Raw genomic sequence first — 19632 nt, forward strand, 5'->3', positions numbered from 1 at the left:
GCGAAAATTGCCTTAAATGCAAAATATTAAAGCCGACAATACAAATAACCACAACAATCTGGGCGAGCGTACGGCCGCAAGCTATAAAACTATTACTAACTATCAAGAAAAAACCATTATGAAAATTAACACTTTAAAAAAAGTATTTTACCTCACTGCTATCTTCGTGGGGTTTACCAACTGTGAAAAATTAGAGGAAACTGGAGAAGTACAAATTGAAAAAAACAGCATCTCAGCAAAAACTGCTGTGTTAGCCTCTGCGGGTGTGCTAACAGTACCTCCAATTATTAGCCAGACTACTATTGACAATTTTAACGCTGCAAACAGTTCTAACCCGCTTAAGCATTTGACCATTTCTAATGATTATCGGGTTGAAGTAAAATTAAGCTCTTCTAGTATCTATCAGGAAGTGCAGGTTTTTAAGACAGATAATTATGCTGTAGCAAATGGTTCTGACAGACGGCCTCAAACCTCTGCTTCTTTTGCGAACTTTTCTTTTGCCAGCGGGAACACAATAGATATTCGCGTAACAGGCATTCAGGCCTTATCGGGTTGTGTAGTTAGACCTAATCGATTAGGCATCATCCCAGTAAAATTAAATACTTACCAATATACATTCTCTATCAATGCGAATCAAAAGCTTTCTCTAGACATGAATGGCAATAGGCTAAACCCGCTTTTCATATTTGGCAACCCTCCTGAACCAACTTTAGAAACTGCTGCGCCAGGAGCTGTCAACTTTGCACCAGGAACTATTACAAATGTGGACCATATGGTTATTAATTCAGGTGCCAGAATAAATATTCCGGCCGGAGCCATTGTTCAGGGAAATTTTGTATTGCCAAAAGGCACAAATAATGTAAAGTTTCTTGGACAGGGAATCATAACAAGCGGTAACCTTAATTTTAGTTCAACCGGAAATATCAAATGGGACAATTCCACTTTCGCTCCAGATCAGGGGCACCGTGCCTGGAATGGCGTTAACAATGTTACATGGGAGGGGCTTACCATAGTAAATGCCGCTCAATGGGTTTTTGCCTGTACTTATGGTAATGAAGGTACTAACAACGAAACCCATTCCAGCCATCATAATACTTTTAGGGATCTAAAAGAAGTACACTGGAACCCAGAAACAGATCCGATTTGGTTTGACGGTGATTATAATACTGTCAACGATTGCTTCTTATTTGCTAACGATGATGTAACTTCACATGGTTCTAATAATTGTACTCTGTCTAATATTGTAATCTGGCAGGGTGGAAATGGGGGACATCTGCTTATGCTCGATAATTATAGTTCTTCGAATACCATTACTTATGATAATATAGATCTTATAGGGCAGGAAAATGTTATGGAAACAGTGCTTTTAAAGGCTACACAACCCACAAATAGAACATTCAATAATATATCCATTAAAAACGTATTTGTAGAGCAACGTACTGCCCCAAGCTCGTATTGGAAAAATAGGTTTTTTAGTCTATATGCCCCTACTAATACAGGCAAATATTCAGTATCTAATTTTGTGTTTGATAACGTACGTCTTCCCAATCAAAACTCGGCCACAGATGGTGAAGGTATTCTGGCGCCCGCTTTAAGTGTTACTGGATTAAAATTCACTAACCTTTATATGGGTGGCAGTAAGATGATGAGTCTCAGCGCAGCGCACATTACTAAAAATGCATACGTAACCGGTGAGGTGTTCGAGTAAATTAATATTCAAATAAAATAGTTAGAAATCGGGTACATTTTAATCTTGAACTAAAAAGCAGCAGAGTAGTCTCTGCTGCTTTTTGTTAAGCCAATATCATTAAAATTTGTGATTTGATTGCCAACAAACACTTCTCAAATTCTAACAGAAATAAGTCGTTGAAGATTATTGCCAAGAATCTAAGTGATAAAAATAGAGATATAAATCTGCTACTCTTAATAATAAATCTTTCAATAAATCCTGGATTTAGCATGATGAAGTCATGCAGGGAGGAATTTTAGTTTTTGAGATGGCTGATAAGCCCGGTGATTGGTCAAGTAAAACGTTACTACTTTCTAAATAGATTAATAAAAGTAAAAGCTATGATTTTTCATGGCTTTTTTTATAATATTCTTTATCTCATAGTTTTTTTTGACAATAAATTTCTTTTAAACTAAATGTTCCATTGGAAAATGGAACTGATGGCATTGAAGGGCTTTTAAAATGCTGATGATTTTTTAGTTGTTTTAAGGAATGAATAAAGGATTGTGAAAATTATAAAAAAAAATGGTTATTTCTTATTAGAATCTCAAAAATTAGGTTTTTAATAAAAAAACACTCTTTATTTAAAAGTAAATATAAAAAATAGTTGATATTTGTATGTTTTTAAATTCTGTGCAGGGGCACATAGTTAATTTTTTTACTTTATTCGCTGATTACTAACTAAATTAAATAACCACAAATGAAAAAAAAGACCATCTTTCAAACATTATTATTTACCATATTATTAGCATATAGCTGTAGCGACAACAATGATCCAGTTAAAGATGAAACTACAACGGTTAATACAGAGGTACAAACTCCCATAACAGGAAAAACATATTATGTGGACGCTTCTGTTACTGCAAGTGGAAACGGATTAACTGAAGCAACAGCATTTAAAACACTTTCAGAGGCAGCCGCTGTTACTGCTCCCGGGGACGGTGTTTTGGTAAAAAATGGAACTTATTCAAATTTCGAAGAAAAAACATCAGGTACCCCTACGGCTTGGGTGGTTTGGAGAAATTTTCCGGGCCACAAACCAAAAATCACTTATACAAGCTGGGTGGGTATTTACATTAAGGGATCTTATATTGAAATAGATGGTTTTACTGTACAGGGAAATAATGATAATATAACGCTTACCGATGCGTTAAATCAGCCCGGCGGATGCAAAGTTACAGGTGCTCCTCAATCAATTTACAATGGCAATGGAATTTTAGCAGATAGCAGAACTTCTGCATTTAATAATCCTTTGGGAGAATTTTATCATCATATCAATATAAAAAATTGTATTGTTTACGATTGTGGAGGTGCAGGAGTAGCCGCCATAAATTGTGATTATATCAAAATTGAAAATTGTACCATATATGATAACGCATGGTATTCAATTTATGGTACCAGCGGTATCAGTTTATTGGAATTAAAAAATTTCAATACAGATACAGATGCTAATAGAAATATTATACGTAACAATATTCTTTATAATAACAAAATGCTAGTTCCATGGCGAGATGGTGGCTGTAAATTTACTGACGGTAACGGGATTATTATTGATTATGCTAATGTAAATGATTACAGTGGTAAAACACTAATTGAGAATAATGTTGTATATAATAATGGTGGCAGAGGAATCCATGTTTACAATTCAAGTAATGTCAATATTGTAAATAATACTTGCTATCAAAATTGTTCAACTCCTGAAATTAGCGAAGGAGAAATTACAATTATTGGAAAATCAGCCACTATTAAAAGCAAAAATTGCTCCGTTTATAATAATATCCTTTACGCAAGAACAGGAGAGAAAGTAAATACTGTAGCGAATGCTGAAAACTATAGCCAGCGAAATAACATTTATTTCAATAGTACTTTAGGAGATGACTTGCCAACGTTAGGGAGTACAGTAAATCCGATGTTTGTGAATGCGGAAGCTGGTGATTTTAAACTCAAAGAGAATAGCAAAGCAATAGATTTTGGTTACATAAAAAAATACTATCCAGCTTTTGATATTTTAGGTAATGCACGATACAAAGGGGCAAGTATTGACTGCGGTGCTTACGAAATTAAATAACTGTTTTTTTATAAAGATATATCTCAAAAAAGATTAGGAAATGAGCAAATCTCACACCATTAGGGCTCGTTTTTCAATTCTCTATTCTGCCCAAAAAATAATATACTATTCATCTTTAAAATATCATTTTGAGAACTTTTTATTTCTTCTTCTTCTTCTTCTTTATGGGTTCTCTGTGTTTTTACACAGCAGGATCCCTATTTGCACAAAGTGACAGGAAGCAGAAATCTTCAGCAGTTTTAAAAAATCTGCCCGAAAATTATTCGAAATCAAATACTTGGGTTTTTGTACTGGCAGGCCAGTCCAATATGGCGGGCCGTGCAAAAGTGAGTCCTTTGGATACCATTAGCAGCCCTCGCATCCTTACAATAAATAAGGATGGAAATTTAATTAAGGCCAGGGAGCCGTTGCATGATTTTGAAGAGAGCATGAAAGGGCTGGACTGTGGAGTTTCTTTTGCAAATGAAATTCTTGCACATGCAAATGATTCTGTCAATATAATTTTAATTCCAGTAGCAGTTGGCGGAAGTTCGATAAATAAATGGATTGGAGATTCTATTCACAGAAATATAAAATTGCTATCAAATTTTCGTGACAAACTGCAAATGGGAGCGAATTACGGAACTGTAAAAGCCATCCTGTGGCACCAGGGAGAAAGCGACGCTACAGCGCAGGGAAGTAAGGATTATCATTTAAAACTAAAAAATATTATTGCTTCCTTCAGAAGTATTGCCGATAACCAGCAAATTACTGTTATAACGGGCCACATTGGTGAATTCACTGATAATAAATATATAAAAAACATTAATAAGGCAATAGATGCGGTGGATTCGGAGGATGAAAATGTATATACGATACCTACAGATGACTTTACCAATATAGGAGACAATTTGCATTTTGATGCTCCATCCCAAAGAAAAATGGGTATCCGAATGGCTCAAAAATATCTTGAAACATTAAAATAAATATCATAATTAACCCTGGCAATGAAAAAAAATAAAATTTTTACCCTTGTGCTCTTGATTTACTCATTTGGATTATCGGCACAAAATATACTTTCAACCGTTACCTCCCTTCCTAATGAAAAATGGTATGGAGCGTATACCGCAAAGGCATTCTGCAACACACCGCTGAAGGATATTACCTTTCAGCCCTACGGACCGGATGAAAAATTAAACAATTTGGGTACAGACAATCGCGGTAACCAGGCAGCACCACTTTTAATTTCCAATAAAGGACGCTATATTTGGAGCGACCAACCTTTTGCTTTTGAATTGAAGCAAGGCAATGTGGTCCTTCATTCCGATTTTGAAAAGATAAATGCAGTTTCTTCTGGTTCATCGCTTCGTGATGCCTATCTGGGGGCAATGAAACTACATTTTCCTGCCTCGGGCAAAACTCCTGATGAACTGATGTTCAAAATGCCACAATACAATATGTGGATTGAGCTAAATTACAATCAGGACCAGCCAAAAATATTAAAATATGCAGCGGATATTCTAGCCAATAATTTTCCTTCAGGCGTCTTTATGATTGATGATATCTGGTCGAAAGACTATGGAAACTTTGATTTTGATACTTCTAAATTCTCTGATCCCAAAGGCATGGTGGAAGAACTTCATCAAAAAGGTTTTAAAGTTATGTTATGGCTAACCCCTTTTGTCAGCCCTGATGGGAAAGAGTTTGGATATTTGTCAAAAAACAAAGCCCTTGTGCTGAAGAAAGACTCAGCCAGACCTGCCATTATTAAATGGTGGAATGGATACAGTGGCTGTTTGGACTTAAGCCAGCCGTTTGCTGTTGATTGGTTGAGGTCTAAACTGACCAAACTCCAGACATCCTATAATATTGACGGCTTTAAGTTCGATGCCGTTGATTCTGATTTCTACACAAAAGGATCAAAGGTGTTCTCTAATGAAGACACCAATACCAGCGGTCCTGTGCAGGCAGAACTATTTGGAAAACTGGGAGCGGAGTTTAAATTTAATGAATTTAGAGCAGGATGGAAAAACGGAAATCAGCCTCTCGCGCAACGTCTTCAGGATAAGGGATATTCGTGGGATGAATTAAAAATATTAATTCCCGATATGGTATCTGCTGGATTAATAGGGCATCCTTTTACGTGTCCGGATATGATAGGAGGAGGTCTACTGTCTAATTTCGAGAATATTGATTATTCAAAATTCGATCAGGAATTGATGGTTCGTTCAGCTCAGATTCAGGCATTAATGCCAATGATGCAGTTTTCTGTTGCTCCATGGAGGGTCTTGGATGAAAAACATTTAGTAATTGTAAGAGAAGCTGCTCAGCTGCATGCGAAAATGGGTGATTACATAGTTGGGTTGGCACAAAAAGCCGCGATTGATGGTGAGCCAATTGTGCGTCATCTTGAATATTCGTTTCCTAATCAGGGTTTTGAGTCTTGTGACACGCAGTTTATGCTAGGTGAAAAATATTTGGTTGCTCCTATGGTAGTAAAAGGAAATACAAGATCTGTAAAACTGCCTAAAGGAAATTGGATAGATGATTTAGGAAAGAAATATAAAGGAGGTCAGGCTATCACTATTGAAGTCCCTTTAAACCGTCTGCCGTATTTTATACTGCAGAAATAAATTGAAAATAGTATTTCTTAATAACAAATTACATTATGAACAGTAATAAGATAAACAGGAAGGGTATGCCTTATATGTATATGCTGCTGTTCTTGTTGGTAAGCATTGCAGGTATCAAAGCACAGGAGAGACTGCTTAAAACTCCGGGTACTTTTGCAGTTGGGGTTAATTATTGGTCCTCACATGCAGGAACTCACATGTGGAAGGACTGGAAACCCGAGATTATAGAAAAAGATTTCAAACAGCTTTCTGAAAACGGAATCAAGGTCTTAAGGGTGTTTCCGCTCTGGCCGGATTTCCAACCGCTGCATATAGTCTATGGTGGCCGTGGAGAGGTTAAATATTTTGCCGACAAGAACGAGCAACCACTGCCTTTGGCAGACAACGGAAGCGATGGCATGAGCGAAGAGCAATTAAAGCATTTTGAGATTTTGGCTGATCTGGCACAGAAGTATAACTTAAAATTAGTTGTGGGACTTATTACAGGATGGATGAGCGGACAATTATATGTTCCGCCTGCTTTGGAAGGAAAGGATATCATGACCGATCCAGCAGCATTGGTCTGGCAACAGAAATTTGTTGCTTCTTTTGTCAAACGTTTAAAAAACAAACCTGCTATTATTGCGTGGGATTTTGGAAATGAATGTAATGAAATGCAGAAATTAGAAAATAATAATCAGGCCTATTTATGGTCGTCTGTTATTTCCGGTGCCATTAAAAGTGAAGACACTACAAGACCTGTCATATCGGGTATGCACAGCTTGCAGGCAGAGAAAAATGCCGTATGGAGAATTATAGACCAGGCCGCAACAACCGATATTTTAACCACCCATCCGTATTCTTTATGGACCAGGTTTACTAGTCAGGACCCAATTAATTCTATGCGGACGATTTTACATGCCGCGGCTGAAACAAGATTGTACGGAGATATTGGCGGGAAACCAGCCCTGACAGAAGAAACAGGAGTTATGGGACCTATGACAGGTGGTGAAAAAGAAAAGGCTGCTTTTGCCAGAACTGCTTTGTTTTCTAATTGGGCACATGATTGTATGGGTACATTTTGGTGGTGCGCGTATGATCAGCTCAGTTTTAAATATCCGCCTTACAATTATGCTTCTGTTGAAGCTGAGTTAGGACTTATTAAAGAAGATAGAACACTTAAACCGGTTATGAACGTCTTTAAGGATTTCAGCAGCTTCATTGATAAGCTTCCCTTTAAAACACTGCCAGCGAGAAAAACAGAGGCGGTATGTATTTTAACCGAGGGACAGGACATATGGTCTGTAGCCTATTCCAGTTTTGTTCTCGCTAAGCAGGCAGGCTTTGATTTTCAATTCCAAAAGGCCGATAAGGAAATAGTTGATGCCCCATTATATTTGCTGCCTTCCCTAAAAGGAATCGATCCTTTTTACAAGGATTACTGGTTTAAGCTTTTGGAAAAGGTTAAAAATGGCGCGACATTATATATGTCACTGGATGATGCCTATCTGCCTACGTTTAATGAACCTTTGGATATTGAAGTTCTAACCAATATGAAACGCAGGGGGTCGGTGGGTTTTAATGCCATTATAGATGGATCAGTGCTGAATTTCAGTACAAAATCAGAACGTAAATTAGCAATAAATCCTAAAAATGCAACCGTACTGGCTTCCGAGGAAGATGGTAATCCGTTGTTTTTAAAAACCAGTTATGGAAAAGGTTTTATTTACCTGCTGACCTTTCCGCTTGAAAACAACCTTACCACCACCGTTGGGGCTTTTGATAAAGAACAGCCTGCCTATGCAGCGATATATAAAGAAATTGCCAAACCGCTAATCAACAAGCGCATTTTAAAGCAGTCTAATTCTTTTATTGGTACAACTGAGCATGAGATTTCTGCCGGTGAGAAAGTAGTTATTCTTATTAATTACAGTGCAGAGAATAGTACTGCTGAAATTAAAATAAAAGAGGGCTGGAATGTAAAATCAGCATTATACGGCAGTAAGCCTTCAGGATCATCTTTAACTATCGCTGCTAATGATGCAGTTGTTTTGATGTTGAAAAAGCAATAGCATAAAATTAAATCTGAACAATAATTATGAAAATATTTAATACCGGCATTTTAATTTTAGTTTTTTGTCTGACAGCAATAAAGGCTTCAGCACAAAACTTCGTTATAGAAGGACCCTGGAAAATTTCTTTTGAGGATAAAAGCGAATTCAGCCAGATGCAATATAATGATCTTTCCTGGGAAGAGTTAAAGGATCTGCAGTGGAGCGACGATCATAAGACAACTGCAAACAGGACGCTTTGGATTCGCAAGAAAGTCATAATTCCATCTTCACTTCAGTCAGAATTCAAAAAAACAGGATTGCTTACCTTGAGCATGGGTAAAATTCTGCAGACAGACGACACTTACTTAAATGGAAAGCTGCTGGGTTCTACCGGATCAGGGGATACCTATAGAAATTACCTTGTTTCCAGAGAGGATATTTTATGGGACAAGGAAAATACAATTGCCATCAGGGTAGGACATTGGGGATCCTTTAAAATTTCAAAAACGCCTGCCTTTATCGCTGCTGCACCTGCCAATTTTTTTGCTTATAAAACAAACCTCAGCAATGCAGACACAAAAGCGCCAATCCAGAATAAAGATTTGGAGTACCAATTGATTGTGGCAAACAAATCCCCAAATATCATTTCAGGAGTAATACAGGCAGATTTTTATAATTTTCAGGGCAATAAGATTTATACTGCACAAAAACAAACATCACTTGTCGTTGGAGAGACTCAAATAGGATTTCCTTATAAAACCAAAACTTCTTTTGTGAAAGTAGTTTACACTGTGTCTATTGCTTCAATGGAATATATTAAGAAGTGGAATGCAGAGTATGGGTTTGAAGACATCGTTTATAAAAGGGCTCTGCCTGCGGTCAATTATAAAGCCGAGCAAAAATATGTTCCGTCTGACTTAAACAAGATTGCGATTCAGGGCTGGCTTGGCGAAAAAATAAAAGCAAATACAGAGAAGCGCCTTTATCAAGTAGATGAGGATGCATTGCTGGCAGGTTTTATCAATCGTCCGGGAAATCATTCGTGGATAGGGGAACACGTTGGCAAATTTTTGGAAGCAGCCTGCAATTCGTATGAAAACCATCCCACGACTGTATTGAAAAATCAGATCGACAGGACTGCCCAACAGCTTATAGGGGCACAGTTATCAGACGGTTATTTGGGAACATATGATATGGACAGCCATTGGACCAGCTGGGATGTCTGGAGCCACCGTTATGATCTGATGGGATTACTACGTTATTATGAACTGTCGGGATTCAAACCAGCACTCAATTCCAGTGAGAAAATAGGCGATCTGATCATGAAAACCTTTGGCACTGAGAAAGGACAGAAAGACATCGTAAAGGCAGGAGGCCATGTGGGCATGGCAGCAACTTGTATTTTGGAATCTATGGCCGAACTGTATCGCTTTTCGGGCGATAAAAAATACCTGGATTATTGTTATACGGTGATCAAAGCTTTTGATAATGCAGGCGGACCGAAAATCATAACCACGTTGAATGCAGAACAAAGAGTCGATAAAGTTGCCAATGCCAAAGCCTATGAAATGATGTCGAACTTTTTAGGTATAACAAAATTGTATCGTCTCACGGGCGATCAGCAATTTCTGGAGCCTATACTGACCGCTTGGAATGATATTGTTGCCAACAGGTTGTATATAACCGGCACGACAAGCTCTTTTGAACATTTTCAGGATGATCATGTTCTCCCTGCAAGTGATAAGGACAATATGGGAGAAGGCTGTGTAACCACTACCTGGGTACAGCTCAATTACCAATTATTCTGCATTACAGGGCAGATTAAATATCTCGACGAATTGGAACGTTCAATTTATAATCATCTAACAGGGGCAGAAAACCCGCAGACAGGAGCAGTCAGTTATTATACGCCTTTGGTGGGTAAAAAACCATATCGCAGTGTCATTACCTGTTGCATGAGCAGTGTGCCAAGAGGAATTGCCATGATACCGCTGTTTGGTAACGGAAGCCTAAACCACAACCCGGTTTTTCTATTGTATCAGCCTGGAACATATAGCACGACTTCAGGAAGTGATAAAATTTCTTTTACCACGACAGGAGATTTTCTTAAAGATGAAAAAGTACTTATTACTGTGAACAATAATGCTAAAAGTCACTTTCCAGTTGAATTTAGAAAGCCATACTGGACTGCTGATTTTACTATCAAGGTAAATGGTCAAAAGCAAACAGAGACTAATACTGAAATCATTTCTATCGACAGGGTTTGGAAAAAAGGGGATCAAATAGAGATCTGGTTTCATTTGCCAATTATACTACTTCAGGGAGGTAAAAGCTACCCCGATCAGGTAGCCTTGCAGCGCGGTCCTCAAATACTGGCCTTCGATAAGAGCCTTAACGGTGATCTGGATTTGAGCGCTATTAGCGTAAATCCAAAAGATCTTGAATTGCAGTTCTCGGGTTTTTCTTTGCCGAAGAATTGGATAGGAGGTGAAATATTTAAAGTGAAAGCAGAAGCTAAAAATGGCCCGCAAGATGTTTTGTTAGTGCCCTATGCTGATGCGGGGCAAAGTGGCGGGGTTATTTCCACGTGGATTAAAACAATAAAATAAGCCATGAACAAGAGTAAAATAATTGTAGTAGGAAGTTCTAATACCGATATGGTTTTAAGAACAGAAAGATTTCCAAAACCAGGCGAGACGATTCTTGGAGGTGATTTTTACATTTTTCAAGGAGGAAAAGGTGCCAACCAGGCTGTTGCAGCTGCCAGAGCCGGAGCCGATGTTAAATTTATCTGCAGAGTCGGAAGCGATACTTTTGGATACAATGCCATGGCGCATTATAATCAGGAAAATATTGATATAAGCTGTATTGCACAGGATCAGGATGCACCTACGGGTGTGGCTGTAATAACAGTTAATTCTGAGGGTGAGAATTCCATCATAGTGGCGTCAGGAGCCAATGCATTACTTAGACCAAATGATGTATTGGCGGGGATTGAAAAAGCAGCTGATTCCAAATGGATTATTACACAGCTGGAATCGCCTATAGAGGTTGTTGCAGACCTTGCAAGACATGCTAAAATAAACAATAAATACCTGATATTAAATCCTGCTCCTGCAGCGATTTTACCTAATGAAGTGTATGATGGATTATTTCTAATTACACCCAATCAGACCGAAACAGAACTGCTGACAGGAATTAAAGTTACCGATGCCATTTCAGCGGGAAAGGCTGCAGAAATTTTCAAATCAAGAGGAGTACAAAATACCATCATTACCATGGGAAGCAAAGGCGCTTACGTGTCTGCTGAATCTTTTAAGGATCTTATTGAATCTCCAAGAGTAAATGCAGTTGATACAACAGCTGCCGGAGATATTTTTAACGGTGCCCTTATTGTTGCTTTGTCTGAAGATAGAGGCTGGAAAGAAGCAGTTGAATTTGCCTGCAAGGCTGCCGCGGTATCAGTAACAAGAATGGGAGCCCAAATATCTGCACCTTTTAGAGAAGAAATTACAATATAAAGTTCTATGAAATTACTTCCATCAATATTCACATTATTATTTTGTACTGTCGCCTTCGGACAAGATATAAAACAACGAAACAGCAGCGATACACATAAAGAAGTTTTTAAGATATCCCTTGAGGATTATGAGGATAGGGTTCACGCTATATGGGCTGGACAGATCATCGCCACACTTATGGCATTGCCTTCTGAGCACACTGTGGCCTCTGTTAAATGGATTGATCAAATCCAGCCACAATTGCGTTCCAGACTTCTTGATGATGATTGGTATTATGAGATGATTGCCATCAAAGGCTTTGAAAAATATGGTACCGAAATGACTGCAGCAGAGCTTGGGGAAATGTGGAAGGAAAATAAATGCGGTTCATGGGGATCCAGTGCTGAAGCCAGAAAACTGCTTGATGAAGGAGTAAAGGCACCTTTAACAGGCCATCCTCTTTATAATAGATTCTGGTTTACAATTGGCCCTCAGTTCAGTGCAGATGTTTATGGTGCATTATCACCCGGAAGGCCTAATCTTGCTGGTCGGATGGCAAGGCAATATGGTCATGTCAACGGATATGCAGAGGGTGCTGACGGGGCAGTTTTTGTAGCTACAGCCATTAGTCTGGGATTTATAGAGAAGGATACCAAAACAATCGTACGTAAAGCAGCTTCGATACTTGATGACAAATCCCCGTACAAAAAATGTCTGAACATGGTCATTGCTATGGCTGAAGGGGGCACACCAGTGCAGGAAATTCTGGAAACTATAGAGCAGAAGTGGCATATTGAATACCCTAATACAAACAATGCTGTTGCAAATGGCGGCATCATAGCAGCCTGCCTGTGGTTTGGAGAGGGGGATTTTTTAAAAACGGTTAATCTGGCATCCAGAAGTCTTGATTTTACAGATTCTGACTGTAATGCTGCCAATGCTGCGGGAGTTATTATGGCAATGAAAGGAACTTCGGGAATCCCTTCCGGATTAATGCAGCAATTAGGTGACAGAATAATTGGAGATAAAATGGGCAAGATTGAATTTGTGCCGGCTATCGATGAAAGTATTACTGAGCTTTCAAAACGGACTGCTTTGATTGGTCAGAAAATTTTATTAAAAAATGGAGCTTCGATATCAGCAAAAGGTCTTTCTATTCCCCTTGATCAAATTATTCCCCAGCCTGCAGAGCTTTTTAGTCTTGCCGAATATACAAAGACTTGGAATCCGGCATGGCAGCTTGCAGGTGCAGGTTTTTTTGGACCAAAGGGCGGCACCTATTTAGATCTTGACCAAAATGTGTTAGTTACTTACCCAAGAGATGAAGTGCGCAGGCTCAATCTAAGCCGTATAATTAATTTAAAACAACAAAAGGAACTAAAAATTATAGCGGGTTCAGATACGGATCGGCCATGGGAACTAGTAGTTTATGTAGACGATGAAAAAGTTAATAGTACTGTTATTGAATCTGTTTCAGAAAACCAAAAATGGCAGGAAGTACTAGTTGATTTGAAAAAATATCAGGGTCAGGAGGTAAAGATAAGAATATTCCAAAATGTATTAATTAAGGCAAGCAACAAGCTTGGCGGGAGTGCCTACTGGAAAAATATCACAATTTTATAATCATTAAAAACATTAAATTATGTTTGTAATTCATTCATATAACACAGCAATTTTATTTTGTTTTATCACCATGCTTTGCTGGGGATCGTGGGCCAATACCACCAAATTAAGTTCTTCGCACTGGCGTTTTGAGCTTTTTTATTGGGATTATGCAATAGGCATTTTGCTTTTGTCATTATTGATGGCCTTTACTATGGGAAGTTACGGCAATACCGGAATGCCATTTTTAGAGAACATGGCACAGGCCAATAAAGAAAATATATTTTCTGCACTTATTGGCGGTATTGTTTTTAATCTCGCCAATATCCTTTTAGTTTCAGCTATTGCCCTAGCCGGTATGAGCGTTGCATTCCCGGTGGGGATAGGAATAGCTTTAATATTAGGAGTTCTGGTAAACTATGCTGACAATCCACAGGGCAATGCAATACTGCTTTTTGGCGGGGTTGCATTAATTGCAATAGCCATTTTACTCAATGCAAACGCCTATAAGAAGGTTTCCACAATTGCAGGATCATTTTCAGTTAAAGGACTTTTGCTTGCTATTATTGCTGGAGTCCTGATGGGCTTTTTCTATAAATATGTTGCTGCTTCGATATATGCTGATTTTACAGTTCCTGAATCGGGTAAACTCACTCCGTACACTGCGCTGGTATTTTTTGCACTGGGTATAGTGGGGAGCAATTTTATTTTTAATGGGCTGTTAATGCGTTTTCCTTTTTCGGGAACCCGCTTAAGTGCCCGTGATTATTTTAAAGGTTCTGCCAAAGATCATCTAATAGGAATTTTTGGTGGTGCTGTCTGGCATCTTGGAATGTCTTTTAATATAATAGCATCTGGCATGGCTGGTTCTGCCATATCGTATGGATTAGGGCAGGGAGCAACAATTATTGCGGCAATCTGGGGAATTTTTATATGGAAAGAATTTGCAGATGCTTCTCCGGGAACCACAAGAAAATTGTATTTAATGCTTGCATTATATCTTGTTGGAATTCTTTTAATCATTCTAGCAAAAAAATAATAACAATTATTATGAGACCTACTATAATTCAAACAATGGTTGTGATTTTTACACTGAACCTGGTAAGTGGACAAGTGCCATTATATAAGGATAAGTCAGTAAAAGTCCAGGAAAGAGTCGCTGATTTAGTTAAACGGATGACTTTTGAGGAAAAAGTACTTCAGCTTAATCAATATACTTTCGGACTCAACAGTAATCCCAATAATATTGGGCCAGAGATTAAAAAACTTCCTGCGGGAATAGGTTCTTTAATCTATTTCAGTGCTGATCCGGTTTTAAGAAACGCAGTTCAAAAGAAAGCAATGGAGGAGACCCGTCTTGGAATTCCGGTTCTTTTTGGCTTTGATGTTATTCATGGTTTTCGCACCGTTTATCCAATTTCAATTGCGCAAGCCTGTTCGTGGAATCCGGAGCTTGTAAAATTAAATTGCGCCGAAGCGGCAAGAGAGTCTGTTTTATCCGGTGTAGACTGGACTTTTTCGCCTATGATTGATGTTGCAAGAGATCCCAGATGGGGACGAGTTTCTGAAGGTTATGGAGAAGATCCATATGTAAACGCTGTCTTTGGCGCCGCATCTGTAAGAGGCTATCAGGGAGCCAAACTTTCAGATCCTTTTTCTATCGCCGCCTGTCTTAAGCACTATGTAGGTTATGGAATGAGCGAAGGCGGACGCGATTATCGTTTTAGTGATGTATCGCCTCAATCACTGTGGGAAACCTATTTACCACCTTATAAAGCCTGTATTGATGCTGGTGCCGCCACTGTTATGAGCGGTTTCAACGATATCAGCGGAGTTCCGGCTACATCTAATTATTACACATTAACTGAAATCCTTAAAAACCGCTGGAAATTTGAAGGCTTTGTCCTATCAGACTGGAATGCAGTAGAGCAATTAACATATCAGGGAGTTGCAAAAGATAAAAAAGAAGCAGCTCAGAAAGCTTTTATGGCAGGAGTAGAAATGGACATGAAAGATAATATTTACCTTGAAAATTTTACGGCACTACTCGCAGAAAAAAAAATCACAATAAAGGCCATTGACGAAGCTGTAGGCCGTGTGCTGAAAGTTAAGTTTGAGCTTGGATTGTTTGACAATCCATACACAGAAATTATAGATGAGAATCTGCGCTATCTTCAGCCACAGAGCAAACAGTTGGCAGCAAATCTGGCAGCAGAATCCATGGTACTTCTAAAAAATAACAACAATATTCTGCCGCTTAAAAATGAAACTAAAAAAATTGCTTTAATTGGCCCTATGGCTAAAGACAAGGAAAACATAATTGGATCATGGTCTTTTAACGGACAAGCAAAAGATGCTGAATCAATTTTTGAGGGCATAGCAAATGAATTTAAAAATGTTTCTGTTAATTATGCGAAAGGCTGTGATTTTGACGGATCAGATGAGCAAGGCTTTGCTGAGGCTCTTTCTATAGCGCAGCAGTCAGATGTTATTGTACTTTGTTTAGGAGAGAAAAAGACGTGGAGCGGGGAGAACGCCTCAAGATCTACAATTGCGCTTCCTGAAATACAGGAAAAGCTTGCACAGGCCCTGCAAAAGACAGGCAAGCCAATTGTACTGGTTTTATCCAGTGGCCGCCCACTAGAATTGGCAAGACTTGAGAAAACTGCAGCTGCGGTCATTGAGATATGGCAGCCAGGAATTGAAGGAGGAACTCCTTTGGCAGGAATTCTTTCAGGAAGACTGAATCCTTCAGGCAAATTAGCTATAACTTTTCCGCTCACTACAGGACAGATACCTGTCTATTACGGTATGCGCCAAAGTGCCAGACCTTTTGATAAACAAGGCGATTATCAGGATATTTCAACCCAGCCGTTATATAATTTCGGACATGGTTTAAGCTATACAGACTATAAGTACAGCCCTGTAGAATCGTCAGCGGTAAAAGTCAGCAAAAAACAAAAAATTAAGTTTCAGGTCATTATTTCCAATGAAGGAAAATACGATGGAAAAGAAACGGTGTTATGGTATGTTTCTGATCCTGTTGCATCGATTTCAAGACCTTTAAAGGAACTGAAGTTTTTCGAGAAAAAAGAGATAAAATCTGGACAAAAAACGGTTTACACCTACGAGATAGACCCAATACGCGATTTAAGCTTTCCCGATTCAGACGGAAAACTTTTATTTGAACCCGGAGAGTTTTATTTATATGCAAATGATCAAAAGATAAAATTCGAAGTTACTGAGTAAGTAAGGTTCATTAAAAAATACTAACTATGAATATTCATTTCTCAATGCCTCTTAACTTCAATAAAATAATAGTGTTCTTTTTTATTTTAGTTTGCCAGTTTAAACTACAGGCACAAAATAGCTACAACAATCCTAAATACACCATCGAGCAGCGGGTAGAGGATCTGCTCTCCAAAATGACTCTGGATGAAAAACTGAGCCAGATGGTAAACAATTCACCTGCTATTGAAAGATTGAATATTCCAGCCTATAATTGGTGGAATGAGAGCCTTCATGGCGTAGCGCGAACACCTTATAATGTAACTTCCTATCCACAGGCAATTGCTATGGCAGCCTCTTGGAATCCCAAGTCTATTCATCAGATGGCAGAGTACTGTGCCGTTGAGGGACGGGCTATATATAATGACTCAAGAAAGAAAGGAAAATCAGGTATTTATCTCGGACTTACCTACTGGTCTCCCAATATCAATATATTTCGCGACCCACGATGGGGAAGAGGACAGGAAACCTATGGAGAAGATCCGTTCCTGACTAGCTCACTTGGCAAGGCATTCGTAGAGGGACTTCAGGGTGATGACCCTGTCTATCTTAATGCGTCGGCTTGTGCCAAACATTTTGCCGTGCACAGTGGACCAGAATGGAGTCGTAGTACCTACAATGCCCAGGTTTCAAAACATGATTTGTGGGATACCTATCTGCCTGCTTTTCGTGATTTAATAGTAGATGCGAAGGTAAGCGGTGTTATGTGCGCTTATAACCAATTTGAAGGCAAACCTTGTTGCGGAAGTGATATTCTTATGCAGGATATTCTTCGAAAACAATGGAACTTCAAAGGTTACGTTACCTCAGACTGCGGAGGAATTAGCATGTTCTGGAAAACGCATAAAACGCATTCGAATAAGGAAACCGCGGCCGCAGATGCAGTTTTAAACGGAACGGATTGCGAATGTTCTTCAGATCCTACTTATAAAGCATTAAAAAGCGCAATTGCTCAGGGACTTCTTTCGGAACAAAGTGTAGATGTTTCGGTTAAAAGACTGCTGACGATACGTTTTCGATTGGGAATGTTTGACCCAGAAGGATCAGCTCCGATGTCAAAGATCAATATTTCAGCTTTGGAAAGTCCTTCGCATAAAGCTCATGCTTTAAAAATGGCGCAGGAGTCAATGGTGCTTCTTAAAAACGAAAACAACCTGCTGCCACTAAGTAAGAAGATAAAAAAAATAGCAGTGGTCGGTCCAAATGCAAATGATAAGTCGGTTATGTTGGCTAACTATTATGGTTATCCTTCACATATTAGCACCCTTTTGGAAGGAATAAAAAGTAAGGTTGGTGGCAATGTGCTGTTTGAACAGGGAATTAACTTAGTCGACAATAAAGTATTCAAGTCGCGTTATAATGAAAAAGAATTTGTCTCCGAAGGAAAGTTAGGTTTTAAAGCCTCCTATTTTCAAAACACAAAATTTGAAGGCAGCCCGCTTATTGAGAAACTTGATAAAAATGTCGATTTTAAATGGGGAGACGGACATCTTATTGATAATAAGGTTGTAATAAGAGATATTTCAGTTCGATGGACAACTGATTTTGTACCTAATGATACCAAAGAAACAACATTTAGCCTGATGGGAGACGATCATGCGGTTTTATATCTTGACGGAAATAAAGTCATAGATACGGATTTAAAAACCTCCTACTATACCTTTAAGGCTGAAAAGGGAAAAAAATACAAGCTTGTTATAGAATATGTGCAGTATAATGATAATGCTGAGGTAAAATTCGATATAGGGGTAACCGAAGCTATTTCTCCTGAGGCTTTGGCCGAAAAAGTAAAAGATGCTGATGTTATTATTTTTGCTGGTGGTATATCGGCGCAGCTTGAAGGAGAATCAATGCCGGTTTCAGTCGATGGATTTAAAGGAGGCGACAGAACTAATATCAATCTTCCGGCCTTGCAGACACAAACTATGCAGGCTTTAAAGGCAACAGGAAAACCAGTAATTTATATCAACATGTCAGGCAGTGCAATGGGATTTGAGTGGGAAGCTAAAAATCTTCCTGCTATTATTCAGGCATGGTATCCTGGACAGGAGGGAGGTCAGGCAATTGCAGATGTATTGTTTGGAGATTATAATCCGGCAGGAAGACTTCCTGTTACTTTTTACAAAAATGTGGGAGATCTTCCGGATTTCGAAAATTATTCAATGGATAACAGGACCTACCGATATTATAGAGGCGAACCTTTGTATCCTTTTGGCTTTGGTCTTAGCTACACCAGTTTTAGATATAGTAATCTGCAGGCAGTTTCAAGTGTTAAAAAAGGGGAGGATATTTCTATCTCTGTTAAAGTAGAAAATACCGGCAAGCGAGCAGGAGATGAGGTTGCTCAATTGTATATTTCACATAATGGTACTGATGTAAAGGTGCCTATTCGTTCCCTGAAAGGTTTTCAAAGAATTCATTTGAAGGCAGGGGAAATTCAGACTCTTACATTTAAAGTTTCCGCAAAAGATTTAAGTGTAATAGATGAAAACGGTCTGGCAATAGAATGGACTGGAAATATTGTAATTTCAGTTGGCGGCGCTCAGCCTTCATCACAATTTCTTAAAAATGGAACTGTTGCCGAAAAATCAATAAAAATTTTACCGTAGTCTAATTAAGACTTAAATCGAAAACCCTTTCTTTAAGATTTTCTAATTTATTACATTTTTCTTACTAATTCCATGTTTAATCGATAATTATTTAATGTAATAGCGGTAAAATTGTTGAATGTCTAGCAATAAATTCGTAAATATTAGTTTGTATTTTATTTAATTATTATTTAAATGTGTTTATTATTGAT

At 38.5% G+C, this 19632-nt stretch carries 11 protein-coding genes; all 11 read left to right on the top strand.

What is annotated here, in order from left to right; all coding sequences use genetic code 11:
- Window positions 1-16: 16 nt before the first annotated feature.
- On the top strand, window positions 17-1708 hold the full coding sequence (locus QMG60_RS12820) for a hypothetical protein (RefSeq protein ID WP_281865155.1): 1692 nt from the start codon (window positions 17-19) through the stop codon (window positions 1706-1708).
- A 721-nt stretch (window positions 1709-2429) separates the two neighbouring features.
- Window positions 2430-3797 (top strand): right-handed parallel beta-helix repeat-containing protein, encoded by a 1368-nt coding sequence (locus QMG60_RS12825; RefSeq protein WP_281865156.1) that lies wholly within the window; start codon window positions 2430-2432, stop codon window positions 3795-3797.
- 128 nt (window positions 3798-3925) lie between these two features.
- Complete coding sequence (locus tag QMG60_RS12830) at window positions 3926-4762, top strand: sialate O-acetylesterase (protein ID WP_281865157.1); 837 nt, start codon at window positions 3926-3928, stop codon at window positions 4760-4762.
- A gap of 48 nt (window positions 4763-4810) precedes the next feature.
- Entirely contained in the window at window positions 4811-6409 is a 1599-nt protein-coding gene (locus QMG60_RS12835; RefSeq protein ID WP_281865158.1) for a glycoside hydrolase family 31 protein, read from the top strand.
- Between the two features lie 35 nt (window positions 6410-6444).
- Complete coding sequence (locus QMG60_RS12840) at window positions 6445-8460, top strand: glycoside hydrolase family 2 TIM barrel-domain containing protein (protein WP_281865159.1); 2016 nt, start codon at window positions 6445-6447, stop codon at window positions 8458-8460.
- 26 nt (window positions 8461-8486) lie between these two features.
- Window positions 8487-11051: a beta-L-arabinofuranosidase domain-containing protein gene (locus QMG60_RS12845; protein WP_281865160.1), complete on the top strand. Its 2565-nt coding sequence runs from the start codon at window positions 8487-8489 to the stop codon at window positions 11049-11051.
- 3 nt (window positions 11052-11054) lie between these two features.
- Window positions 11055-11963 carry a ribokinase gene (rbsK, locus tag QMG60_RS12850; RefSeq protein WP_281865161.1) on the top strand — a complete coding sequence of 303 codons (909 nt, stop codon included), beginning with the start codon at window positions 11055-11057 and terminating at the stop codon, window positions 11961-11963.
- Between the two features lie 6 nt (window positions 11964-11969).
- Window positions 11970-13565 carry an ADP-ribosylglycohydrolase family protein gene (locus QMG60_RS12855; RefSeq protein ID WP_281865162.1) on the top strand — a complete coding sequence of 532 codons (1596 nt, stop codon included), beginning with the start codon at window positions 11970-11972 and terminating at the stop codon, window positions 13563-13565.
- 19 nt (window positions 13566-13584) lie between these two features.
- Entirely contained in the window at window positions 13585-14583 is a 999-nt protein-coding gene (locus tag QMG60_RS12860; RefSeq protein ID WP_281865163.1) for a GRP family sugar transporter, read from the top strand.
- An 11-nt stretch (window positions 14584-14594) separates the two neighbouring features.
- Window positions 14595-16793 (top strand): glycoside hydrolase family 3 N-terminal domain-containing protein, encoded by a 2199-nt coding sequence (locus QMG60_RS12865; protein WP_281865164.1) that lies wholly within the window; start codon window positions 14595-14597, stop codon window positions 16791-16793.
- A gap of 26 nt (window positions 16794-16819) precedes the next feature.
- On the top strand, window positions 16820-19441 hold the full coding sequence (locus QMG60_RS12870) for a glycoside hydrolase family 3 C-terminal domain-containing protein (RefSeq protein ID WP_281865165.1): 2622 nt from the start codon (window positions 16820-16822) through the stop codon (window positions 19439-19441).
- Window positions 19442-19632: the final 191 nt, after the last annotated feature.

Source organism: Flavobacterium sp. GSB-24 (assembly GCF_027924665.1).
Classification (GTDB): domain Bacteria; phylum Bacteroidota; class Bacteroidia; order Flavobacteriales; family Flavobacteriaceae; genus Flavobacterium.

Bases quoted from the DNA above. Each gene is read 5' to 3' on its own strand.
- QMG60_RS12820 (WP_281865155.1), top strand. From the start codon at position 17: ATGCAAAATATTAAAGCCGACAATACAAATAACCACAACAATCTGGGC.
- QMG60_RS12825 (WP_281865156.1), top strand. From the start codon at position 2,430: ATGAAAAAAAAGACCATCTTTCAAACATTATTATTTACCATATTATTA.
- QMG60_RS12840 (WP_281865159.1), top strand. From the start codon at position 6,445: ATGAACAGTAATAAGATAAACAGGAAGGGTATGCCTTATATGTATATG.
- QMG60_RS12845 (WP_281865160.1), top strand. From the start codon at position 8,487: ATGAAAATATTTAATACCGGCATTTTAATTTTAGTTTTTTGTCTGACA.
- rbsK (WP_281865161.1), top strand. From the start codon at position 11,055: ATGAACAAGAGTAAAATAATTGTAGTAGGAAGTTCTAATACCGATATG.
- QMG60_RS12855 (WP_281865162.1), top strand. From the start codon at position 11,970: ATGAAATTACTTCCATCAATATTCACATTATTATTTTGTACTGTCGCC.
- QMG60_RS12860 (WP_281865163.1), top strand. From the start codon at position 13,585: ATGTTTGTAATTCATTCATATAACACAGCAATTTTATTTTGTTTTATC.
- QMG60_RS12865 (WP_281865164.1), top strand. From the start codon at position 14,595: ATGAGACCTACTATAATTCAAACAATGGTTGTGATTTTTACACTGAAC.
- QMG60_RS12870 (WP_281865165.1), top strand. From the start codon at position 16,820: ATGAATATTCATTTCTCAATGCCTCTTAACTTCAATAAAATAATAGTG.